General features: G+C 72.2%; 21 protein-coding genes and 1 pseudogene. 16 read left to right on the forward strand and 6 right to left on the reverse strand.

Going from position 1 to position 22,617, the window contains the following annotated elements; translation table 11 throughout:
- The first annotated feature begins 218 nt into the window (after positions 1 to 218).
- A complete protein-coding gene (locus tag OHT61_RS24490) occupies positions 219 to 1,451 on the forward strand; it encodes an esterase/lipase family protein (protein WP_329041181.1) in 1,233 nt (410 codons plus the stop codon).
- Between the two features lie 273 nt (positions 1,452 to 1,724).
- A pseudogene (locus OHT61_RS24495) lies at positions 1,725 to 2,238 on the forward strand (ATP-binding cassette domain-containing protein); the annotation flags it as partial.
- A gap of 135 nt (positions 2,239 to 2,373) precedes the next feature.
- Here OHT61_RS24495 and OHT61_RS24500 read toward each other — a convergent pair.
- Positions 2,374 to 3,150, reverse strand: coding sequence for a VOC family protein (locus tag OHT61_RS24500; protein ID WP_329041183.1), 777 nt, complete (start codon positions 3,148 to 3,150; stop codon positions 2,374 to 2,376).
- Between the two features lie 239 nt (positions 3,151 to 3,389).
- Between OHT61_RS24500 and OHT61_RS24505 the strand changes: the two genes are divergently transcribed.
- Positions 3,390 to 4,217: a sulfurtransferase gene (locus OHT61_RS24505; RefSeq protein ID WP_329041184.1), complete on the forward strand. Its 828-nt coding sequence runs from the start codon at positions 3,390 to 3,392 to the stop codon at positions 4,215 to 4,217.
- Positions 4,218 to 4,300: 83 nt separating this feature from the next.
- On the opposite strand, the gene sepH is transcribed toward OHT61_RS24505, so the two are convergent.
- Complete coding sequence (gene sepH, locus OHT61_RS24510) at positions 4,301 to 5,362, reverse strand: septation protein SepH (protein ID WP_329041185.1); 1,062 nt, start codon at positions 5,360 to 5,362, stop codon at positions 4,301 to 4,303.
- A 496-nt stretch (positions 5,363 to 5,858) separates the two neighbouring features.
- Here sepH and OHT61_RS24515 point away from each other — a divergent pair, with 496 nt between their 5' ends.
- Entirely contained in the window at positions 5,859 to 6,827 is a 969-nt protein-coding gene (locus OHT61_RS24515) for a hypothetical protein (RefSeq protein WP_329041187.1), read from the forward strand.
- Positions 6,828 to 6,851: 24 nt separating this feature from the next.
- Here OHT61_RS24515 and OHT61_RS24520 read toward each other — a convergent pair whose 3' ends face one another.
- Positions 6,852 to 8,171 (reverse strand): D-arabinono-1,4-lactone oxidase, encoded by a 1,320-nt coding sequence (locus OHT61_RS24520; RefSeq protein WP_329041188.1) that lies wholly within the window; start codon positions 8,169 to 8,171, stop codon positions 6,852 to 6,854.
- A complete protein-coding gene (locus OHT61_RS24525; RefSeq protein ID WP_329041190.1) occupies positions 8,131 to 9,375 on the reverse strand; it encodes an MFS transporter in 1,245 nt (414 codons plus the stop codon). Before OHT61_RS24525 ends, OHT61_RS24520 begins: the two co-directional genes overlap by 41 nt.
- Before the next feature lie 126 nt (positions 9,376 to 9,501).
- Between OHT61_RS24525 and OHT61_RS24530 the strand changes: the two genes are divergently transcribed.
- Positions 9,502 to 10,626 (forward strand): ferrochelatase, encoded by a 1,125-nt coding sequence (locus OHT61_RS24530; RefSeq protein WP_329041191.1) that lies wholly within the window; start codon positions 9,502 to 9,504, stop codon positions 10,624 to 10,626.
- Between the two features lie 63 nt (positions 10,627 to 10,689).
- On the forward strand, positions 10,690 to 11,490 hold the full coding sequence (locus OHT61_RS24535) for an inositol monophosphatase family protein (protein ID WP_329041193.1): 801 nt from the start codon (positions 10,690 to 10,692) through the stop codon (positions 11,488 to 11,490).
- A 101-nt stretch (positions 11,491 to 11,591) separates the two neighbouring features.
- Here the strand turns inward: OHT61_RS24535 and OHT61_RS24540 are convergent, their stop codons facing one another.
- Complete coding sequence (locus tag OHT61_RS24540) at positions 11,592 to 11,765, reverse strand: hypothetical protein (protein ID WP_327113681.1); 174 nt, start codon at positions 11,763 to 11,765, stop codon at positions 11,592 to 11,594.
- A gap of 362 nt (positions 11,766 to 12,127) precedes the next feature.
- On the opposite strand from OHT61_RS24540, the gene OHT61_RS24545 reads away from it, so the two are divergent.
- From OHT61_RS24545 to OHT61_RS24560, 4 genes are all read left to right on the forward strand, one after another.
- Positions 12,128 to 12,781: a response regulator transcription factor gene (locus OHT61_RS24545; protein WP_327113679.1), complete on the forward strand. Its 654-nt coding sequence runs from the start codon at positions 12,128 to 12,130 to the stop codon at positions 12,779 to 12,781.
- A gap of 7 nt (positions 12,782 to 12,788) precedes the next feature.
- The gene (locus tag OHT61_RS24550) at positions 12,789 to 14,033 is read left to right on the forward strand and encodes a sensor histidine kinase (protein WP_329041196.1); all 1,245 of its coding nucleotides are present in this window, start codon (positions 12,789 to 12,791) and stop codon (positions 14,031 to 14,033) included.
- A gap of 404 nt (positions 14,034 to 14,437) precedes the next feature.
- On the forward strand, positions 14,438 to 14,734 hold the full coding sequence (locus tag OHT61_RS24555) for a DUF4193 domain-containing protein (RefSeq protein ID WP_003965732.1): 297 nt from the start codon (positions 14,438 to 14,440) through the stop codon (positions 14,732 to 14,734).
- 11 nt (positions 14,735 to 14,745) lie between these two features.
- Entirely contained in the window at positions 14,746 to 15,702 is a 957-nt protein-coding gene (locus OHT61_RS24560; RefSeq protein ID WP_329041198.1) for a hypothetical protein, read from the forward strand.
- Between the two features lie 10 nt (positions 15,703 to 15,712).
- Here the strand turns inward: OHT61_RS24560 and OHT61_RS24565 are convergent, their stop codons facing one another.
- Positions 15,713 to 16,168, reverse strand: coding sequence for a DUF3093 domain-containing protein (locus OHT61_RS24565; RefSeq protein WP_329041200.1), 456 nt, complete (start codon positions 16,166 to 16,168; stop codon positions 15,713 to 15,715).
- A gap of 100 nt (positions 16,169 to 16,268) precedes the next feature.
- Between OHT61_RS24565 and OHT61_RS24570 the strand changes: the two genes are divergently transcribed.
- From OHT61_RS24570 to OHT61_RS24595, 6 genes are all read left to right on the forward strand, one after another.
- Positions 16,269 to 16,811 (forward strand): PaaI family thioesterase, encoded by a 543-nt coding sequence (locus tag OHT61_RS24570; protein ID WP_443049629.1) that lies wholly within the window; start codon positions 16,269 to 16,271, stop codon positions 16,809 to 16,811.
- The gene (gene dut, locus OHT61_RS24575) at positions 16,811 to 17,338 is read left to right on the forward strand and encodes a dUTP diphosphatase (protein WP_329041204.1); all 528 of its coding nucleotides are present in this window, start codon (positions 16,811 to 16,813) and stop codon (positions 17,336 to 17,338) included. Before OHT61_RS24570 ends, dut begins: the two co-directional genes overlap by 1 nt.
- Position 17,339: 1 nt before the next feature.
- On the forward strand, positions 17,340 to 18,104 hold the full coding sequence (locus tag OHT61_RS24580) for a DUF3710 domain-containing protein (protein WP_329041205.1): 765 nt from the start codon (positions 17,340 to 17,342) through the stop codon (positions 18,102 to 18,104).
- Positions 18,105 to 18,252: 148 nt separating this feature from the next.
- Complete coding sequence (locus OHT61_RS24585; RefSeq protein WP_329041206.1) at positions 18,253 to 18,987, forward strand: ABC transporter ATP-binding protein; 735 nt, start codon at positions 18,253 to 18,255, stop codon at positions 18,985 to 18,987.
- A 168-nt stretch (positions 18,988 to 19,155) separates the two neighbouring features.
- Positions 19,156 to 21,699 carry a DUF4118 domain-containing protein gene (locus tag OHT61_RS24590; protein WP_329041208.1) on the forward strand — a complete coding sequence of 848 codons (2,544 nt, stop codon included), beginning with the start codon at positions 19,156 to 19,158 and terminating at the stop codon, positions 21,697 to 21,699.
- A 73-nt stretch (positions 21,700 to 21,772) separates the two neighbouring features.
- Positions 21,773 to 22,480 (forward strand): response regulator, encoded by a 708-nt coding sequence (locus OHT61_RS24595; protein ID WP_329041209.1) that lies wholly within the window; start codon positions 21,773 to 21,775, stop codon positions 22,478 to 22,480.
- Positions 22,481 to 22,617 lie beyond the last annotated feature (137 nt).

Here is a 22,617-nt window from a genome sequence, read left to right on the forward strand (position 1 = left end):
AGCGGTTCTGTGTAGTGGACGCTTCGATCTCGTCCGGTCCGCGGCCGCGCGCCCCCACGCCTGGAGATCGTGACTGGCTGTTTTTGAGGTTGTACGGAGAGTGACAAACGTGTTGTCGTTGCCGTGCCGGGAACGGAGCGACGCCACAAGGCCCGGCCCCGGCCTGCAATCCGTAAGGAGGGGCTCCGCCCCCCACGCGGTCTTACGAAGGGAATGTCATGAGTACCACCGAGGAGCAGGCCGCCGAGGCCTTCCAGTCGTGTTCCCCGATCGTCCTGGCGCCCGGCCCACGCACGACCGACCGCATCCCGCCGCCGCCCACCGACGTCTGGGACCTCCCTCACGGCACCGCCTGGGTCTACCACGGCGAGGGCAACAGCGGGCTCACCCGCCCGGTCCTGATGGCGGACGGGTTCAGCACGGGCCCCAGCGACCTCAGCTTCACCTGGGAGCAGCTGGAGTACGGGCCGTTTCCGCTCCTGAGTGAGCTCCGCCGCCGGGGCCGCGACGTGGTTCTCGTCGGCTACCACGAGCGCAGCGCGTCGATCCTGGAGAACGCGGAGGCGGTGATGGCGGCCGTCACCGAGGCTATCGACCGCCGTGTCGGCGACCATCCGCTGGCCGTCGGCGGCTTCAGCATGGGCGGCCTCGTCACTCGTTATGCCCTGGCCAAGATGGAGACGGAAGGCATCGAGCACGAGGCCCAGCTCTATTACTCCTGGGACAGCCCGCACACCGGCGCCTGGATCCCCATCGCCCTCCAGGCGTTCGCGCACTACACCAAGAAGCTCGACCCCCGCTTCTCGGACCAGATCAACAGCCCGGCCGCCCAGGAACTGCTCTGGCAGCACATCGCGGACTGGCAGGACAAGCCCGCGACCAGTGAGCGGCGCCTGGCGTTCCTGCGCGCCCTGGAGGAAGTCGGCAACTGGCCCCGGTCCAGGCAGACCCGGCTGATCGCCCTCGCCAACGGTCCCGGCGACGGCGCCAGCAACGGCGTAGCCCCCGGCGCCGAAGCCCTCACCGGCAAGGGACTGGCCGTCACCGGCACCGAGCTGCACACCCAGTCCCCGGGCGACGACCAACTGGTCGCCAAACTCCGGGTGGTCACCCTCCCCACCCGCGAGATCCGAACCAGCGGTCTGCCCGACATCGACGGCGCGCCCGGCGGCACCCTCCACGGCTTCGGTATCCTCGCCGACACGCTGAACGACCTCCCGCCCGCGCTGGGCTTCGGTGTCGTCAACCCGATCCGCGAGCACTGCTTCGTTCCGGCCGTCAGCGCCGTCTCCCTGAGGGAGCCGGCCACGCACGACGACCTCTACACCCCGATCAGCGAGGAGGACCTGGAGGAGACGCCCTTCCATGGGGTCAAACTCGCCTCGCAGAGCGACACGCACACCCTGATCACCGAGGAACTCTCCACCTGGCTCCTGGACCAGCTGCCGTAACGGCTCGCGAGCTTCGACTCAGCCGCCCACCGGTGCCTTGGCACCGGTGGGGCGTTCGATTTCTGCAGGTACTCAGGTGCCTCCGAAGTGGTGAACATCTGCTGTCCGTTCTCGGCTCTGGCCCAACTTCTGTGATGGGGCGCCGTCGCCACTCGTACGCACGTCGGTTCGACCCTCTTATCTGCTGGTTTCCTGCGCTTGCCGAGCCGACGCAGTGATCAGAGGTTGGCCACCACGGAATGTGTGCCAGAGGCCGTTCAGGTGAACAGAGCCAACCTGCGGAGCTACCGGCGCTTCGTGTCGGTGGTGCCGCAGGAGTCGATCCTCTTCGAGGGCAGCATCCGCGACAACGTCACCCACGGCATGGGCGACACGGACGAGAAGTCCCTGACGCGCGCTCTCCGGGACGCCAGCGCCCTGGAGTTCGTCAACGGCCTTCCGAACGGCCTGGACTCGGTCGTCGGGGAGCGCGGCGCCCGGCTGTCGGGCGGTCAGAAGCGGCGGCTCGCCATCGCCAGGGCGCTGATCAGGGATCCCAGGGTGCTGGTCCCGGACGAGGGCGACCCCCGCGCTCGACAACCGTTCCGAGGCCGTCGTCCAGGAGGCACTCACCCGCCTCGTGCGCGGCCGGACCGTCTTCGTCGTCGCCCACCGGCTGTCCACGATCCAGGGGGCCGACCGCATCGTGGTCATGCGGGGCGGCCGGATCGCCGAGGTGGGAACGCACGAGCACCTGCTGGGCCGGGACGGCGTGTACGCCGGACTCCAGCCCGCGCGCCCGAGCTGAGACGCCCGCCCCGCGCCCGCGCGGGCTGCGCGGAACGGCGTTGCCCGGGCTCGTCGCCTCCTGCCCGTCGGGCGAGAGGCGGCGGGCCCCGCGTCGCCCGCCCTGCGCGCCGGGGACGGCCGCCGGCCCGTCCGCTCAGTCCTCCGGCGGCCTGACGACGGTGAACACCGCTCCCTCGGGGTCGGCCACCGTGGCCAGCCGCCCGCTCGGCGTGTCCCTCGGCGCGTGCAGGACCCGTCCGCCGAGTCCGGTCACGCGGGCCGCGGCCTCGTCGGTGTCGGCGACCTGGAAGTACGTCATCCAGTGGGGCCCCCGGTCGCGGGGCAGCCCGTGGCCGACGCCGTGCAGCGCCGCGACCGGGCGTCCCCGCAGATGGAGCGTCTGGTAGTCGAAGTCGGCCGAGACGACGGCCTCGGTCTCGAAGCCGAACACAGCCTGGTAGAACTTGGCGACCGACGCGGTCTCGCGGGTCACCAGCTCGTTCCACACGGGGGTTCCGGGGGTGCCCGCGAGCGCCGTCCCGAGGTGCTCGGCGGCCTGCCAGACGCCGAACACCGCTCCGCCCGGATCCGATGCGAGCGCCATGCGGCCCGCACTGCCCGCGACGATGGGTCCGACCGCCACCGTGCCACCGCACGAACGGATGGCCTCGGCCGTCACGTCCGCGTCCTTCGTGGCGAAGTAGGTGGTCCAGGCGATCGGGAGATGACGGTCCGGGGGCAGCTGCCCGATTCCCGCGACCTCCTTGCCGTGCAGGAGCGCCCGGACGTAAGGCCCCAGTTGCTCCGGACCCGGCCGGAACTCCCAGCCGAACAGCTGGCTGTAGAAGTCCTGGGTCGCGGACAGGCCGTGCACGATCAGACTCACCCAGCACGGTGCTCCGGGAACGCGCCGGGTGGCAGCCTCGGTCATCTTCGTCTCTCTCCTCGTACCATCGGGGTCGCCGTACGGGAGGACGGGCTCTGCACGGCGTCCAGCGGTACGGATACGGGTGCGTACGCTCCGTGCAGATGCTCGCACCACTGGGCCTCCGAGGCACTCCGGCCGCGCCGCGATTCGCGGCTTCCGCTCGCCGTGTTGACCGTTTTGACGGGATACATCCGCATAGGTGTGGCGGCGTCGAGGGCGGCCACTGCGCGAGGATGGCAGGCATGAAGCCCCTCATCACCGCATCCGAATACCTGAGCGAGTCGGCCGGGTCGCGCCCGCCCGTCCTCCTCGACGTCCGCTGGCAGCTCGGCGGACCGCACGGCCTCGCCGCCTACGAGGCGGGGCACATCCCAGGCGCGGTGTTCGTCGACCTCGACGCCGAGCTGGCCGGCCCGGCGGGCAGCGGCGGCCGCCATCCCCTGCCCGACCCGGAGGAGTTCGGGGCCGTCATGCGGCGCGCGGGCGTGGGGAGCGAGACCCCCGTGGTGGTGTACGACGGCGGCCAGGGCTGGGCGGCCGCCCGTGCCTGGTGGCTGCTGCGCTGGACCGGCCACCCCGACGTCCGCGTCCTGGACGGAGGGCTCGCCGCGTGGACGGGCGAGCTCACCACGGCGCTCCCCAAGCCCGCCGAGGGCGACTTCCGGCCCGCGCCGGGTGCGCTCGGCCTGCTGGACGCCGACGGCGCCGCCGGTCTCGCCCGCTCCGGGCTGCTGCTCGATGCCCGGGCGGCGGAGCGCTACCGCGGCGACGTCGAGCCCATCGACCGTGTCGGCGGGCACATCCCGGGCGCGGTCTCCGCCCCGACCACCCAGAACGTCGACGAGGACGGACGGTTCCTGCCGGCCCGGTCGCTGGCCTCCCGGTTCGCGGACCTGGGCGCGGACGGCGCCACCGAGATCGGCGTCTACTGCGGCTCCGGTGTCTCGGGCGCGCACCAGGTGCTGGCCCTGGAGATCGCCGGGCACCGCGCCGCCCTCTACGCCGGCTCCTGGTCGGAATGGTCCGCCAACGAGACCCGGCCGGTCGCCACGGGACCGGACCCCCTCTGACGCCGCCGACCGCCCCGAGAAGTGGGGGCTCGTGCGTCGCCGCGCACGGGCCGCCACCACACCACGGGCGTCCGGACCGGTTCTCAGTCCTGCTTCTTCCGGCGTGTGCCGAAGACGATCTCGTCCCAGCTCGGTACCGCCGCCCGGCGTCCGGGGCGTACCCCGTCGGCCTCGGCCTGGCGGTCGGTGGTGCCGGTCAGCCGGTCCCGGTGCCCGGCCACCGCACGCGGCATCAGCACATCGGCGTACGCGGAACCGGCGCCCGCCGCTGCCGCCGCCGGAGGCTCGTCCGCCTCGGGCTCCTGCTGCGGCGCGGGTTCGAGTGCGGGCGGCTCGGGCTGCGACGGACGCTCCGGCACGACCATGTCCCCGCGGAAGCTCGGCACCGCCTCCAGGAGGCTGGTCAGCGAGTCGCGCTCGCCCGCGGTGACGCTGCCGAGCCGCTCGTCCGGGTCCGGCACCGAGGGCGCGGGGCGCTCGATCTGCCGGTCCAGGGCGCGGTCCAGCGGCCGGTCGCGCGGCAGGCGGGCGATCCGGGGCACGAACGGGAAGCTGGGCTCGGGGGCCGCCGCGTCGTCGGTCTCGCCGATCAGCGAGCGGGCCTCCTCGTCCACGGCCTGGACCAGCCGCCGGGGCGGGTCGTAGGTCCAGCTCGCGGAATGCGGTTCGCCGGCGACGCGGTACACCAGGAGGACCTCCCAGGTGCCGTCGTCGCGGCGCCAGGAGTCCCACTGCACGGTCTCCCGGTCGGCGCCGCGCAGCAGCAGCCGCTCCTGCACCGCGTCACCGAGCTGGGGTCCGGTGTTCTCGCCGGGGCGCCGCACGGCCGTCTTGCGGGCCCGCTCGGCCATGAAGGCGCGCTCCGCGAGCACGGGGCCCTCGAAGCGGCGCACCCGGTCGACCGGGATGCCGGCGAACTGGGCGACCTCCTCGGCGGAGGCACCGGCGCGTATCCGCGCCTGGATGTCGCGGGGGCGGAGATGGCTCTCCACCTCGATCTCGATCTGGCCCAGGCGTGCGCGGTCGTTGCGCACGGCGGCACGCAGCCGCTCATCGATCGGAAGCGTGTACTCCGTGCTGTCCGCAGCCTTGAGCACCAGTCGTGTGCCGTCGTTCGAGACGGCCACGACACGCAGTTCGGGCATGGGAACCTCCCGGGTGGTGCCTGCCGACGTCACGTGCGTCGCTGCTTCCGCTAGTCGAGTGTGACCTGCCCGGGTTCAGCCTGCCACAACCTTGCCAAGTTACCCGGCGTGTCGGGCCTTGGCCCTGGAACGCCGCGATGGCACGGTTACCTGTTTGCGACACGGAGCGACCGGTTCGTCGCTCTGTGTTGCAGGCGCCCGTGCGATGCCGCGGCGCCGCCGGTTCGAGTGCCGATTTCGGCTCCCTCCCGAAGGTCCGGCCACCCATGCGGGAGTCCGGCCCCAGGGCTCGTCACAGTACTCCATTCGGGCCACGTGGGTGGACCGGCGCGCCGCCGAAGTTCTCGTCGGACACAGGAGTCGGGTTACCCCGTTCTCGGCCGTATGCCCGCGATGCGTGGGCTGCTTCACAGAAACTCCAGAATCGGAACTATCCGGTTCGCTCATATGTCCCTTCCTGGTGCAAGGTGGGGTAGTTGTCGAGCAGGGGCTGATCATGGTTCAGAAGCCGCAGAGTGATGCGGAACGTAAGGAAAGGCGCATAGATCTGAGCCTGCCGCAGGTCGCCGGCAGCGCGGTCGCGGCGGTCGCCGCGGCGGTCATGGCCTCGCAGCTGGGCGTCTACGGAACCATCGCGGGCGCCGGAGTGATGAGCGTGGTGGCCACCTGCGGAGGGTCGGTCTTCCAGCACTTCTTCCGCCGCACCGGCGAACAGATCCGCGAAGTCACGGTCCAGGTGAAGCATCCGGCGGGCCGTCAGGTGACGGTGCGCACCAAGGAGACGTCCCCCGCGTCGCAGTGGCCGCAGGACGAGGCGACCACGGTCCTGCGCTCCGTGACGGAGGCGGAGTCCGAGGCCGAGCGCACCCGGCTGCTCCGCCGGGTGCCCGGCGACGGCGTCCCGGTGACCGGCGTGGTCCGCCCGGGGACGCCTCCCGGCGGCAGGGACGCGGACGACGCGTACTCCGACGCCCGTACCCACGGGACCCGCGTCCGGGGCTGGAAGCGTTCGGCCCTCGCGGCGACCGGTGTGTTCGTGCTCTCGATGGCCGGCATCACGGTGTACGAGGCGGCGTCCGGGCACGGTCTCGGCGGCAACGGGGGGACGACCGTCGGCTCGGTCGTCCGGGGTGGGCACGGCGGCGGGGCGAAGTCGCCCGAACCGTCCGGCACCGGGCAGGACGACGGCGGGGACGACGTCCGCCACCCGGACAGGGGCGACGCGACGACGCACGGCACGGACCCCCGCGACGGGCAGAGCGCGTCGCCCGGTACATCCGGCGGCGACGGCAGGACCGAGGAACCGTCCCCCACGCCTTCGGCGTCCTCGGACCCCGCCACTCCGGAGAGCACGCCGTCCGCCCCCACCGACGGAGGCACCCCCTCCGCACCCACCACGACCGGTGCCGGCGATGCCGCGGGTCCGCAGGACGAGGCGGCGTCCGGGACGGACACCGGCCGGTGAGCCCGCGCCGCCGCGCCCGGCACGTCAGTCGCCGAGCACCCGGCGCAGGTAGTCGTTCGCGAACAGCCGCCCCGGGTCGAGCCGGTCGCGCAGCGCGGTGAACTCACCGAAGCGCGGATAGGCGCCCGCCAGGTACGCCGCGTCCCGGGTGTGGATCTTGCCCCAGTGCGGGCGGCCGTCGTAGCCGGTCATGATCCTCTCGACGGCGGTGAAGTAGGAGTGGTAGGGCGTGCCCCGGTACAGGTGCACCGCGATGTACGCGCTGTCCCGGCCCGAGGCCGTGGACAGCGCGATGTCGTCCGCGGGCGCCGTGCGGACCTCCACCGGGAAGCTGATGCGCAGCGGCGAGCGGTCGACCATGGCCTTGAGCTCCCGCAGCGCCTCGACGGCCGCCTCGCGCGGCAGGGCGTACTCCATCTCGACGAAGCGCACCCGGCGGGGACTGGTGAACACCTTGTACGGGATGTCGGTGTAGGTGCGGGCCGACAGCGCGCGGCTGGAGATCTTCGCGAGGGCGGGGATGATCCGGGGGACCGCCCGGCCCACCGTGCACGCGACCTGGAAGATCCCGTTGGAGAGCAGCTCGTCCTCGACCCAGCCCCTGACCCGTCCGGGCGGAGCGGCGGGACCGGCGCTGCGGTTGTTGCGCTTGGTGTTGCAGTTGCCGGTGTGCGGGAACCAGTAGAACTCGAAGTGCTCGTTCTCGGTGACGAGCTGATCGAAGTCGGCCGTGACCCGGTCGAAGGTCATCGGTTCCTCGCGGGCGGTCAGCAGGAAGACCGGCTCGACCGCGAAGGTGAGCGCCGTGACCACGCCGAGTGCGCCCAGGCCGACCCTGGCCGCCGCGAAGACGTCGGGGTGTTCGGCGGCCGAGCAGCGGAGCAGCGTGCCGTCCGCCGTCAGCAGTTCGAGCGCGCGGATCTGCGCCGAGACCGACGCCGAGTCGCGACCGGTGCCGTGGGTCCCCGTCGCGGTGGCCCCGGCGACCGTCTGCTCCATGATGTCGCCCATGTTCGTGAGGGAGAGCCCCTCACGGGCGAGCGCGGCGTTGAGGCGCTTCAGCGGGGTGCCGGCCTCGACCGTCACCGTCATCGCCTCGCGGTCGATGTCCCGGATACCCGTGAGCAGGTCCGGGCGTATCAGGACCCCGTCCGTGGCCGCTGCCGCGGTGAACGAGTGGCCGGTGCCCGCCGGCTTCACGGTCAGACCGTCCTCGGACGCCCTGCGGAGGACGTCGGCCAGCTCGTCGACGGAGGCGGGGGACTCCACGCGCGCCGGCCGGGCGGTGACAGTGCCCGCCCAGTTACGCCACGTGCTCGCCGTCCGTGCGTAGGTGTCGGTCATCTTCCCCGCGCCCTCCCGTAGGAACCGGCTCCGCGAGCCGGCGATACCCCAGGAACGCCACCGCGGCCGCGAGCGCCCCCGACACGACGGGCACCACATACCCCGCCTCGGCCCCCGAGGCGTCGACCACCCAGCCTGCGGCGGAGGAGCCGAGAGCCACCCCGACCGCGAGTCCCGTGCTGGTCCAGGTCATGCCCTCGGTCAGCTGTGTGCGCGGTACGTGCTGCTCGACGAGGGCCATCGTCGTGACCATCGTCGGAGCGATGGCGAGGCCCGCGGCGAAGAGCGCCACGGCCAGGAACGGCAGGCTCCCGGCCAGTTGGAGGGGGATCATACTCACGGCCATCGCGCACACCCCCACCAGCCACCGGGTCGCCGGCCTCCCCTTGACGTGGACCAGGCCGAAGACCGCCCCGGCGAGGCAGGAACCCAGGGCGTAGACCGCGAGGACGAGACTGGCCGCCGCCTTGTGGCCGCTCTCGTCCGCGAAGGCCACGGTCACCACGTCCACCGCCCCGAAGATCGCGCCGGTGGCGACGAACGTGAGCACGAGCACCTGGAGCCCCGGTGAGCGGAGCGCCGAGCCGCCGGTGTGGTGCTCCTTCGGATGCGGTACGGGCTCGGTGCCGCGCTGCGCCGTCAACCAGAACACGCCCACCACCAGGAACCCGGCGGCCAGCAGCGGGCCCGCCTCCGGGAACCAGGCCGTCGACAGGCCGATGGAGATGATCGGGCCGAAGATGAAGCACACCTCGTCGACGATCGACTCCCACGAGTACGCCGCGTGCAGTTGCCGCTCGGACCCCCGGTAGATCTCGGCCCAGCGGGACCGGACCATCGATCCCACGCTCGGGACGCAGCCCGCACCGGCGGCGAAGACGAAGAGCGTCCAGTCCGGGAGCCGCTGCTGCGCGCAGATCAGCAGCCCCGCGACGGAGGCGACGGCCAGCAGGGTGGCGGGGCGCAGGACACGGCGCTGCCCGTAGCGGTCGACCAGCCTGGACACCTGCGGCCCCATGGCCGCCGCCGCCAGGGCCAGCGTCGCGGAGAGCGCGCCCGCCAGGCCATAGCGCCCGGTGAGCTGGGACACCATGGTGACGACGCCGATCCCCATCATCGCCAGGGGCATCCGGCCGAGGAATCCGGCGGCCGAGAAGGCCGGGCTCCCCGGGGCGGAGAAGATGGCGCGGTAGGGGCTGGGCAAGGGGTGCTCCGATGAAGCCTGTCAGGTGTGCAGATGCCTGACACAGCTTACGGGCGGCCACCCGGCACCCGGTACCGGCCGATGTCGGGTGCCACCGCGCCGGTGCCGGGTGGCAGGATCGGGTCCATGTCCGATCTGCGTGATCCAGCCCCGTACGACGCCCTGCTGCTGCTCTCCTTCGGCGGTCCCGAAGGCCCCGACGACGTGGTCCCGTTCCTCGCGAACGTGACGCGCGGCCGGGGCATCCCCGAGGAGCGCCTCAGGGAAGTCGGCAAGCACTACTTCCTCTTCGGCGGCGTGAGCCCGATCAACGCGCAGAACAGGGCGCTGCTCGACGGCCTGCGCAAGGACTTCGCGGACCACGGCGTGGAGATCCCCGTGTACTGGGGCAACCGCAACTGGGCGCCGTACCTCACCGACACCCTCCGGGAGATGGTCACCGACGGGCACCGGCGCATCGCCGTGCTCGCCACCAGCGCGTACGCCTCGTACTCCGGCTGCCGCCAGTACCGCGAGAACCTGGCCGAGTCGCTGGCCGCCCTGGAGGCCGAGGGGCTCACGGTGCCCCGGGTCGACAAGCTGCGGCACTACTTCAACCACCCCGGCTTCGTGCGGCCCATGGTGGACGGCGTGCTCGCCTCGCTGGCCGACCTCCCCGAGGACGTCCGGGCGGGGGCGCACCTGGCCTTCACCACGCACTCCATCCCGACCTCCGCGGCCGACGCCTCGGGGCCCGCGGAGACCCACGGCGACGGCGGCTCCTACGTCGCGGAGCACCTGGACGTCGCCCGGCTGATCGTCGACGCCGTGCGCGAGGAGACGGGCGTCGATCACCCGTGGCAGCTCGTCTACCAGTCCCGCAGCGGCGCCCCGCACATCCCGTGGCTGGAGCCCGACATCTGCGACCACCTGGAGGCCCTCCACGGCGACGGGGTCCCGGCGGTCGTCATGGCACCGATCGGTTTCGTCTCGGACCACATGGAGGTGCTGTACGACCTCGACACCGAGGCGGCGGCGAAGGCCGCCGAACTCGGGCTGCCGGTCCGCAGGTCGGCGACGGTCGGCGCCGACCCCCGGTTCGCCGCGGCCGTGCGCGAACTCCTCCTGGAGCGGGCCGCCACCGAGCAGGGCCGCCCGGCCGAGCGGTGCGCCCTGGGCGCGCTCGGCCCCTCGCACGACCTCTGCCCCGTCGGGTGCTGTCCGGCCAGGGCCCCCAAGCCGGCCGCTGCCGGCGCCGACAGCCCGTACTGACCGCCTGCCCGCACCGGGGGCCGCCGACGGCGCCCCCGCCCGCGCCACCACGTCTGGAGCGTTGTGAACGACCCCCTCCTGTCCGAACTGCTCGACCTCGCCCTCGAAGCGGGACGCCGGGCCGGGGCCCTGCTCCGTGACGGCCGTCCCGCCGACCTGGGGGTGGCCGCGACCAAGTCCAGCCCCATCGACGTCGTCACCGAGATGGACATCCGGGCGGAGAAGCTGATCACCGGCTACCTCTCCGAGCACCGCCCCGCCGACGGCTTCCTCGGCGAGGAGGGCGCCAGCGCCGAGGGCACCAGCGGCATCCGCTGGGTCATCGACCCCCTCGACGGCACGGTGAACTACCTCTACGGCCTGCCGACGTGGTCCGTGTCCATCGCCGCCGAGCGCGACGGCGAGCGGGTCGTCGGCGTCGTGGAGGCCCCGATGCGCCGCGAGACGTTCCACGCGGTCCTCGGCCGGGGCGCGTACGGCAACGGCGAGGCGCTGCGCTGCCGCCCCACGGCCCCCCTCGACCAGTCCCTGGTGTCCACCGGCTTCAACTACGTCACCGAGGTCCGCACCCACCAGGCCGCCGTCGCCCAGCGGCTGATCCCCAGGCTGCGGGACATCCGGCGCGGCGGATCGGCGGCCATCGAGCTCTGCGACGTCGCCGCCGGCCGCCTCGACGGCTACTACGAGCGAGGGCTGCACCCATGGGACGTTGCGGCCGGCGACCTCATCGCCCGGGAGGCCGGCGCGCTCACCGGAGGCCGGCCCGGCCGGCCCGCGGACGGGGACCTGACCGTCGCGGCGACACCCGGGGTCTTCGGGCCGCTGCAGGACCTCCTCGAGGAACTCGGCGCCTGGCACGACTGACACACGGTCCCCGGACGCCCCTGGAGGCGCACCGGAGACCGCCCGGAACGACGGGAGGGCCCGGGCGGCCGTGACGGCTGCCCGGGCCCTCCCGTAGCGGCTCAGACGCTTGTGGCGCCGATTTCCACGCCGTGCTCGGCGGCCAGGCGGTGCAGGTCGTCGAGCTCTCCCTGCTCGACGTCCGCGAGGAAGTCGTCGCCCGTCTCGCGAGCCATCGTGAGGTCGGACTCGGTGGTCTTGATTCGTTGCAGCAGACCTGCGGTGAAAGCGTCCATGGAGCGCCCCCTCATCGTGGGTCGGTGGCACGGGGGTGTGCCCGGTGGTCCCCCGGCGCCGAGGCCGGGGTGCGGGTGATCACGCAGTCCCTCTGGAAGCAGGACGGGCTGTGGTACGCCACATACATGGCGTGATCGCGGGTGTGAGGTCGTCCTCCCCCCGCCCGCCGTTCGAGAAACCTCAACTGCCCGGGAAATCCGATCCATTCCCCGCGGGGGCGGCCCCGGCGCGTCGTCTTACCGCCGGTTTATGGGTGTTGAAGGCAGGATGGACACGCACAGTCGGTGCCGCTGACGTGCAGCGAGCGGCCGTATCGAAGGCCGCTCGCCGTATTTCCGGAGATCTAGGGAAGGACTGCGCCGTGCGCGTACTCGTCGTCGAGGACGAGCAGCTGCTCGCCGATGCGGTGGCCACCGGACTGCGCCGGGAGGCCATGGCCGTCGACGTCGTCTACGACGGAGCGGCCGCCCTCGAGCGGGTCGGGGTCAACGACTACGACGTCGTCGTGCTGGACCGGGACCTCCCGCTCGTGCACGGCGACGACGTCTGCCGCAAGATCGTCGAGCTCGGCATGCCCACCCGCGTGCTCATGCTCACCGCGTCCGGCGACGTCAGCGACCGGGTCGAGGGCCTGGAGCTCGGCGCGGACGACTACCTCCCCAAGCCGTTCGCCTTCAGCGAGCTGACCGCCCGCGTGCGCGCCCTGGGGCGCCGTACGACGGTCGCCCTGCCGCCCGTCCTGGAGCGGGCGGGCATCAAGCTCGACCCCAACCGCCGCGAGGTCTTCCGGGACGACCAGGAGATCCAGCTCGCGCCGAAGGAGTTCGCCGTCCTCGAGGTCCTGATGCGCAGCGAGGGCGCGGTCGTGTCGGCCGAACAGCTGCTCGAGAAGGCCTGGGACGAGAACACCGACCCGTTCACGAACGTGGTGCGCGTGACCGTCATGACCCTGCGCCGCAAGCTCGGTGAGCCCGCGGTCATCGTGACCGTCCCCGGCTCCGGCTACCGGATCTGAGGGCGTGATGGCAGCGTCCCCGGGCCCTGTCGCGGCGCCCCCGAAACCGACCTGGGAGCCGAAGCAGCAGGAGACCACCTACCCGTGGCTCCGCCCGACCATCCGGATACGGCTCACGCTCCTGTACGGCGGCATGTTCCTGATCGCGGGCATCCTGCTGCTCTCGATCATCTACATGCTGGCCGCGCAGGCCCTGCACGACGCGGGCGGCGGGCTCGTCTTCCAGGTCTCCGGCACGAACGTCCGGATCTCCAGCGACACCTGTCCGCAGCTCGGCTCCGCGCTGAACAACAGCCAGCTCAACGAGGCGATCAAGGACTGCACCGCGTCGCAGCGGCAGCACGCCCTGGACAGCCTCCTGAACAGGGCGCTCCTCGCCCTCGTCGGCCTCAGCATCATCGCCTTCGCGTTCGGTTACGCCATGGCGGGGCGGGTCCTGTCCCCGCTGGGCCGGATCACCCGTACCGCCCGGAGGGTCGCCGGCACGGACCTGACCCGCCGGATCGAGCTGGACGGCCCGGACGACGAGCTGAAGGAGCTCGCGGACACCTTCGACGAGATGCTCGACCGCCTGGAGCGGGCCTTCACGGCGCAGCAGCGGTTCGTCGGGAACGCCTCGCACGAGCTGCGCACGCCCCTCGCCATCAACCGCACCCTCCTGGAGGTCCACCTCTCGGACCCCGGGGCGCCCATGGAGCTCCAGCAGCTCGGCAAGACGCTCCTGGCCACCAACGAGCGCAGCGAGCAGCTGGTGGAGGGCCTGCTCCTGCTCGCGCGCAGCGACAACCAGATCGTGGAGCGCAAGCCGGTGGACCTGGCCGAGGTGGCCGACCGGGCCATCGACCAGGCCAGGGCGGAGGCGGCTGACAAGGGCGTGGAGATCCGGGGCGAGCGCGTGCCGGCGGTCGTCCAGGGCAACGGCGTACTCCTGGAGCGCATCGCCCTGAACCTGGTGCAGAACGCCGTGCGCTACAACATCGCGGAGGGCGGCTGGGTGGAGGTCACCACCGAACTCCAGCACGGTCAGGCGGTCCTCCTCGTCACGAACACCGGGCCCGTCGTGCCGGCGTACGAGATCGACAACCTCTTCGAACCGTTCAGGCGGCTGCGCACGGAGCGGACCGGCAGCGACAAGGGCGTCGGTCTCGGCCTGTCGATCGCGCGATCCGTCGCGCGGGCGCACGGAGGCCGTATCATCGCGGAGCCCCGCGAGGGCGGTGGTCTCGTGATGCGCGTCACCCTGCCGGTCTGAGAAGCTTCACGGCGTGAGGCCGGATTGGATCGCTCTGTTCGCTTTGGGCGGAATTTTCGAACTCTCCTACCGTTCTGTCCCTGTGTGATCGATCACAGGGGCATGTTCGGGCACTTCTACTCTCCGTGATCACAACTCTCCCCGAAAGCTTGGAAACGTCCGGGTTTCCGGGGGGTGATATCACGGGAAGTACACGGGGTGGCGCCCGTGAACTGCAGGAATCGGACCGTGTACGGTCCCCATCGCCACCCAAGCTGATCGCTCACGGGAGATCCGGTTGGGTGTCGATTGAGTAACAGACCTTGATGTGAGGCAAAATCTCCGCCTCAGGTCGGGCACAAGTCCGGCCTCTCACGCGTTACGTGCGCTGAGACACCGCAGACACCCATGAGGGGGAGAGCGACATGGCAACGGATTACGACACCCCACGGAAGACCGACGACGACGTCGATCAGGACAGCCTCGAGGAGCTCAAGGCTCGTCGGAGCGACAAGACGGCATCCGCCGTCGACGTGGACGAGTTCGACGCGGCAGAGGGACTGGAGCTGCCCGGCGCAGACCTGTCCAACGAAGAGCTGGCCGTGCGGGTTCTGCCCAAGCAGGCCGATGAGTTCACCTGCATGAGCTGCTTCCTCGTGCACCACAGGAGCCAGCTGGCGCGCGAGAAGAACGGTCAGCCCATCTGCCGCGACTGCGACTGAGGGTTCCGGCCGTGGCAGGCGACACACCGTTCCGGAAGCGGCGCTTGCGGCGCACGAAGTCGTCGGAGGCGCAACAGGGCGGCACAGGCCCGGCGGAGGGCGTCAGCCCCGCCGCCGAGCACCAGGCCGCCCTGCCGCCCTCCCCTGGCACACCCGAGGGCGAGCGGGGCCGTCCGGCCTCGCTCGAAGCAGCGCGGCAGGCGGGTCCGGACCACGGACCCGGGCAGGACGGACACGAGCCGTCGCCGGAGGAGTCCGGCCGCCTGAGATCAGTGAAACGGGGCGTTCTGAGGAGCCGGGCGAGCGCCCGGGCCGCGGTCGGCATGGTCGCCGACCGGATCATCGACACGGCCCCCCGCATCCCCGTGCGGGACCTCGCCACCCTGCGCAGACACTTCCCGGGACTCGGTCCCGAAGAGCTCGCCGACAAGCTCGTCGCGGGTGCGTGCAACGCCACCGCGACCGTCGGCGCGGGTATCGGGGCGGCGGCGATGATGCCCGTCCCGCCCGCCATGCTGGCCGAACTGGCCGCGGAGATCACCGGCGTCGCCGCCGTCGAGATGAAGCTCGTCGCCGAACTCCACGAGGTCTACGGCAGGCGCCCCCCGGGCAACCTCGGGCAGCGCAGCACCGCCTACCTCACGGCCTGGACCGAGGAGCGCGGCATCGACGTCTCGCGCCCCACCACACTCAACGCCGCCCTCGGCGGCCAGATGAAGCGCGAACTGCGCCAGCAGATCATGAAGCGCACGGTGCGCGACCTGCCCAACCTCATCCCGTTCATGATCGGAGCCGTCGTCGGCGCGATGATGAACCGGAGGGACACCAGGAAGCTCGCCGACCGCGTCAGGGACGACCTGAGGCGCCACCAGGTGCCCTGGGACCGCCTCCCCGAGCTCCCGCCGCTGGAACAGCCCGCGCGGCCCGCAGAGGAGCTGCCCGAGGGTCTGGACGGCCCCGGACGCTGACCGGCCGGTGTCAGGCGGGCACCGGCGCGAGGGCCGCCACCAGGGCCTGCGGCTCCCGGGTCGACAGGTAGACGTACGGAGTCGGGTCGGCCGGGTCCGTGACCTTCACCCGGACCGCCGTGGGGATGTAGCTGCGCAGCAGCATGAACGCGCGCGTGTCCGCCTTGTACGAGCGCCAGGCGCGCGCCTCCTCGCCGTCCAGGACCTCGGCGTCACCGAGTGCCCCGAGCGGGATCCGGGCGTCGCCCGCGACGAGTGCGCCCGCCACGACCCGGATGCGTGCCGAGCCGTACGAACTCACGCCGGCGCACGCCGCCGCCGTCCCTCCCACCAGGCCGCCGAGCATCGGCAGGGCGCCCAGGGGCAGGAGCATCAGGGCACAGGCGACGCCGATCCCGAAGGCGATGAGCCACCACGAACGGGGCGCGGTGAGACGTTCGTCGAAGGGGGGTGCGGAAGGCTGCATGAAACCTAGCTTGGCACGGCGCGACCCCCGGTCGGCCGCGCGGGTAAGGTCTGCGCCTGTGAGTGGAACATCTGCACGTCTGACACCCCCGGCCGCGGCGGTGAAGCCGGTCCGTCATCCCGACGCCCCCGCGCCCGGTGAGCTCCTCGGCTCGCACTACGAACACTGTTTCGGCTGCGGAACCGGGCAGCCGCACGGTCTGCACCTCCAGGCGCGGGCCGGGGAGGGCGTGAGCGTCACCGCCGAGTTCACCGTGAGGCCGGCCCACCAGGGCGCCCCGGGACTCGCGCACGGCGGAGTGCTGGCCACGGCGATGGACGAGACCCTCGGCGCGCTGAGCTGGCTGCTCCGGGTGATCGCGGTGACCGGACGGCTGGAGACCGACTACCTCCTGCCGGTGCCGGTGGGCACGGAGCTCTTCCTCGAGGCCGAGGTGACCGCCGTGCACAGCCGCAAGAACTACTGCCGTGCGACCGCGCGGATCGGCGGCCCCGAGGGGCCCGTCGCCGTCCGCGCCGAGGCGCTCTTCGTCGAGGTCAAGGTCGAGCACTTCACCGAGAACGGACGGCCCGAGGAGATCCGGGCGGCGATGGCCGACCCGGACCAGATCAGGCGCGCGCGTGCCTTCGAGGTGAACCCCTGATGCGTACCCCCGTCGACGTACTGATCCGCCGGGTCGACCCCGACGTCCCGATTCCCGCGTACGGACACCCGGGCGACGCCGGAGCCGATCTGGTGACCACCGAGGCCGCCGAGCTGGCCCCGGGCGAGCGGACCGTGCTCCCCACCGGGGTGTCGATCGCGCTGCCCGACGGCTACGCCGCCTTCGTGCACCCCCGCTCCGGCCTCGCGGCCCGCTGCGGACTGGCCCTCGTGAACGCCCCGGGGACGGTCGATGCCGGGTACCGTGGGGAGATCAAGGTCATCGTGGTCAATCTCGATCCGCGCGAGACCGTGAGGTTCGAACGGTTCGACCGGATTGCCCAACTGGTCGTCCAGCAGGTCGAGAAGGTGCGCTTCCACGAGGTGACGGAGCTCCCCGGCTCGGCGCGGGCCGAGGGGGGCTTCGGATCCACCGGCGGTCACGCCGCGGTGGACGGCGTCACGGGCGGTAACACCCAGGGTGGGAACAGCTACGCTTCGGTCGTATCCGACCGGGAAGGACGTTGACGTGTTCGGACGTCGCAAGAACAGTGGTTCCGCCGAGGACACGGCGGACGAAGCGCGCGAGGCCGAGCAGGTCGCCGACGAGCTCGACGGCTCCGCGAGCGGCGCGCGCCGCACGAACCTTCCGCCCGCACCCCGGCCGGACGGGCCGTGGGACATCTCCGAGGTCTCCCAGCCCGGCGAGGGCCGGGTCGACCTGGGCGGCGTCTTCGTGCCCGGCGTCGAGGGCATGGAGCTGCGCGTGGAGGTCGCCGGTGACGCCATCGTCGCGGCCACCGTCGTGCTGCGCGACAGCGCGATCCAGCTGCAGGCCTTCGCCGCTCCGAAAAAGGAGGGCATCTGGGGCGAGGTGCGCGACGAGATCGCGTCCGGCATCACCCAGCAGGGCGGGATCATCGACGAGGTCGAGGGCCCGCTGGGCTGGGAACTGCGTGCCCAGGTGCCCGTGCAGCTCCCGGACGGGAAGAACGGCGTGCAGCTGGTGCGCTTCGTCGGGATCGACGGACCGCGCTGGTTCCTGCGCGGCGTGATCTCCGGCCAGGGCGCCGTGCAGCCGGAGGCCGCGGGACTGCTGGAGACGATCTTCCGCGACACCGTCGTCGTCCGCGGCGACGGCCCGATGGCCCCCCGCGACCCGATCGTCCTCAAGCTCCCCAACGACGCCCAGATGGTGCCCGAGGGTGTGCAGCAGGAGGAGCAGGAGAGCTCCAAGTTCTCCGGCGGGATGGGCAACCTCCAGCGCGGACCCGAGATCACCGAGGTGCGCTGACCACGCCGCACGGCACGTCGAGGCCGGTGGGCCGCACCCGGGACCGGGTGCGGCCCACCGGCCTCTTCGTTGCCTCTCCGGGGCCCGCACGGACATACTGGCGCTGCCGGAGAGCGGCACACACGGCGGCACACGCACGGGGAGAGCGATGACACGGAGCACCGGCGCACAGGGCGGAACGACCCTGGCCGACAGCGCCACGGACGGCCCGATGGTGCGGATCGAGGACCTGCACCGCTCGTACGGGACCGGCGCCGCCGCCGTGCACGCCCTGCGAGGGGTCTCGTTCGAGATACCCCGCGGTGAGCTCGTCGCCCTCAAGGGCCGCTCCGGCTCCGGCAAGACCACCCTGCTCAACCTCGTCGGCGGTCTCGACACCCCCGACGCAGGCCGGATCACCGTCGCCGGCACCGACCTCTCGGAGCTCGGCGAGGACGGACTGCTGGAACTGCGCAGGGACCGGATCGGCTTCATCTTCCAGTCCTTCGGCCTGATCCCCATCCTGACCGCCGCCGAGAACGTCGGCGTACCCATGCGGCTGCGGAAGACGGACCCCGCCGAACGCGAGGAACGCGTCGCCCTGCTGCTCTCGCTGGTGGGCCTCGGCGACCACGCCCAGCAGCGCCCCGGGGAGCTCTCCGGCGGCCAGCAGCAGCGCGTCGCCATCGCGCGCGCCCTCGCCAACCGGCCCGCGCTGCTGATCGCGGACGAACCCACCGGGCAGCTCGACGCGGAGACCGGCCTCGCCGTCATGCAGCTCCTGAGGGCCGTGGTCCGCAGCGAGGGCGTCACCGTGCTCGTGGCCACCCACGACCCCCAGCTGCTCGGATTCGCCGACCGGGTCCTGGAGCTCAGCGACGGGCACATCGTCGAGCACGCGTGACCCCGGGCGAGACCGCGCCGTCCGCCGCAGGTCACGGGCCCCGCATCAGAATCCCGTCAATACGGACCCCGCCCACGGGGTCCCGCCCCGTATGCCGGGATTTCTCGGGGTAGCTTCGACAGCGGCTCCCGCATCGGCGGAAGCCGCTGCAGAGAAGACAATGGGGCCATGGCACGCGGCAAGCTTCGGATCTACCTGGGTGCGGCACCCGGTGTGGGCAAGACCTACGCGATGCTGTCCGAGGCCCACCGGAGGGTGGAGCGGGGAACGGACTGCGTCGTGGCGTTCGTGGAGCACCACGACCGGCCGCGCACCGAGGTGCTGCTCCACGGACTGGAGCAGATCCGGCGCCGTGACATCGAGCACCGCTCGGCCGTCTTCTCCGAGATGGACGTGGACGCCGTCCTGGAGCGGGCCCCGGCCGTCGCGCTCGTGGACGAACTCGCCCACACCAACGTGCCCGGCTCCCGCAACGCCAAGCGCTGGCAGGACGTCGAGGAACTGCTCAAGGCCGGCATCGACGTCGTCTCCACCGTCAACATCCAGCACCTGGAGTCCCTCGGCGACGTCGTCGAGTCGATAACCGGTGTGCGCCAGCAGGAGACCATCCCAGACGAGGTCGCCCGCAGGGCCGACCAGATCGAACTCGTCGACATGTCGCCCCAGGCGCTGCGCCGGAGGATGGCCCACGGCAACATCTACCAGTCCGACAAGGTCGACGCGGCCCTGTCCAACTACTTCCGGCCCGGCAACCTCACCGCCCTGCGCGAACTGGCGCTCCTGTGGGTCGCCGACCGGGTCGACGAATACCTCCAGCAGTACCGCGGCGAGCACGACATCAGCGCCCCCTGGCAGGCCCGCGAACGCATCGTCGTCGGACTCACCGGCGGCCCCGAGGGGCGCACGCTCATCCGCCGCGCCTCCCGCATGGCCGCCAAGGGCTCGGGCAGCGAGATCCTGGCGGTCTACATCGCGCGCAGCGACGGACTCACCTCCGCCTCGCCCAAGGAGCTGGCCGTCCAGCGCACCCTCGTGGAGGACCTGGGCGGCACCTTCCACCACGTCATCGGCGACGACATACCCACGGCGCTCCTCGCCTTCGCCCGGGGCGTCAACGCCACCCAGATCGTCCTCGGCTCCAGCCGACGCAAGACCTGGCAGTACGTCTACGGCCCCGGAGTGGGCGCGACCGTCGCCCGCGAGTCCGGCCCCGACCTGGACGTCCACATCGTCACGCACGAGGAGGTCGCCAAGGGCCGCGGACTGCCCATCGCACGCGGCGCCCGCCTCAGCCGCGCCCGGATCGTCTCGGGCTGGATCGCGGGCGTCGGTGGACCGGCCCTCCTGACCCTGCTGCTGCACGGACTGGAGAACGGACCGGGGCTCGCCAACGACGTCCTGCTCTTCCTGTTCCTGACGGTCGCCGCCGCACTGCTCGGCGGACTGGCCCCGGCGCTCGCCTCGGCCGCCGCCGGCTCCCTGCTGCTGAACTACTGGTTCACGCCGCCCACGCACACCCTGACCGTCCAGGACCCCGAGAACTTCGTCGCCATCGTGATCTTCTTCGCGGTGGCGGTCGCGGTGGCCTCCGTCGTGGACCTGGCCGCACGCCGCACCCACCAGGCCGCCAGACTGCGCGCCGAGTCGGAGATCCTGTCCGCCCTGGCCGGGAGCGTCCTGCGGGGCGAGACCGCCCTCGACGCCCTGCTCGAACGCGTCCGCGAGACCTTCGCCATGGAATCCGTCGCCCTCCTGGAACGCAGCAGCGACGTCGACCCCTGGACCACCGCCGGATCCGTCGGCCCCGCGCCCGTCACCCGGCCCGACGACGCCGACGTCGACATGCCCGTCGGCGACGACATGGCCCTCGCCCTCTCCGGCCGCGTGCTGCCGGCGGAGGACCGCCGCGTCCTCGGCGCCTTCGCGGCGCAGGCCGCCGTCGTCCTGGACCGGCAGCGGCTGGTCGGCGAGGCGGAGGCCGCCAGGAGGCTGGCCGAGGGCAACCGCATCAGGACCGCCCTGCTCGCCGCCGTCAGCCACGACCTGCGCACCCCCCTGGCGGCCATCAAGGCCGCCGTGAGCTCCCTGCGCTCCGACGACGTGGCCTGGTCCGACGCCGACGAGGCGGAGTTCCTGGCGGCCATCGAGGACGGCGCGGACCGCCTGGACCACCTGGTCGGCAACCTGCTCGACATGTCCCGTCTCCAGACCGGCACCGTCACCCCGCTCATCCGCGAGATCGACCTCGACGAGGTGGTCCCCATGGCGCTCGGCGGCGTACCCGAGGGGAGCGTCGACCTGGACATCCCGGAGACGCTGCCCATGGTCGCCGTCGATCCGGGACTGCTGGAGCGGGCCGTCGCCAACATCGTCGAGAACGCCGTGAAGTACAGCACCGGCCGCGAACGCGTCGCCGTCGCCGCCAGTTCCCACGGCGAGCGCGTCGAGCTGCGGGTCGCCGACCGCGGCCGCGGAGTTCCGGACGAGGCCAAGGAACGCATCTTCGAACCCTTCCAGCGGTACGGTGACGCTCCCCGCGGCGCCGGGGTGGGTCTCGGTCTCGCGGTCGCCCGCGGCTTCGTGGAGTCCATGGGCGGCACGCTGGACGCCGAGGACACCCCCGGCGGAGGGCTCACCATGGTCCTCACCCTCACCGCCGCACCGGGCCAGGTGGGCGCCGGCCCCGCGCCGCCCGCGCGGGTGGTCTCATGAGCCCCGGCACCCCGAACTCCACGGGGCGCGCCGCCCCCACCCCGTACACGTACTCCGGAAAGGCAGGTCAGCGATGACAAGGGTGCTCGTGGTCGACGACGAGCCGCAGATCGTGCGCGCCCTCGTGATCAACCTCAAGGCACGCAAGTACGAGGTCGACGCGGCGCCGGACGGAGCCACCGCCCTGCAGCTCGCCGCGGCCCGTCACCCCGACGTGGTCGTGCTCGACCTCGGGCTGCCGGACATGGACGGCGTAGAGGTCATCAGGGGACTCCGCGGCTGGACCAGGGTCCCGATCCTCGTGCTCTCCGCCCGCCACACCTCCGACGAGAAGGTCGAGGCCCTGGACGCGGGGGCCGACGACTACGTCACCAAGCCGTTCGGCATGGACGAGCTCCTGGCCCGGCTGCGCGCCGCCGTACGCAGGGCGGAACCGGTCGGTCCGGAGGGCGGCGACGACCTGGTGGTCGTCGAGACCGAGGGATTCACCGTCGACCTGGCGGCGAAGAAGGTCCACCGCGAGGGCCGGGACGTGCGGCTCACCCCCACGGAATGGCACCTGCTGGAGGTCCTCGTGCGCAACGCGGGGCGCCTCGTCAGCCAGAAGCAGCTGCTCCAGGAGGTCTGGGGGCCGTCGTACGGCACCGAGACCAACTACCTCCGCGTCTACATGGCGCAGCTGCGCCGCAAGCTGGAGGCGGACCCCTCGCACCCCAGACATTTCGTGACGGAACCGGGCATGGGCTACCGCTTCGAGCGCGGCCGGTCCGTACCGGAGTAGCGGTTCCCGGACGTACGGGTAGGCGAGGCTCCGCACGGCCGGCCTGCCCCCGGGGAGAGCGGGCGATGCCACTCACGGGTGTCGTTCTCCGTCGCGCACGCGTTCACTCGTACGGGTGAGGCCACCGCGGCCCGGCC

The organism is Streptomyces sp. NBC_00178, from assembly GCF_036206005.1.
Classification (GTDB): Bacteria; Actinomycetota; Actinomycetes; order Streptomycetales; family Streptomycetaceae; genus Streptomyces.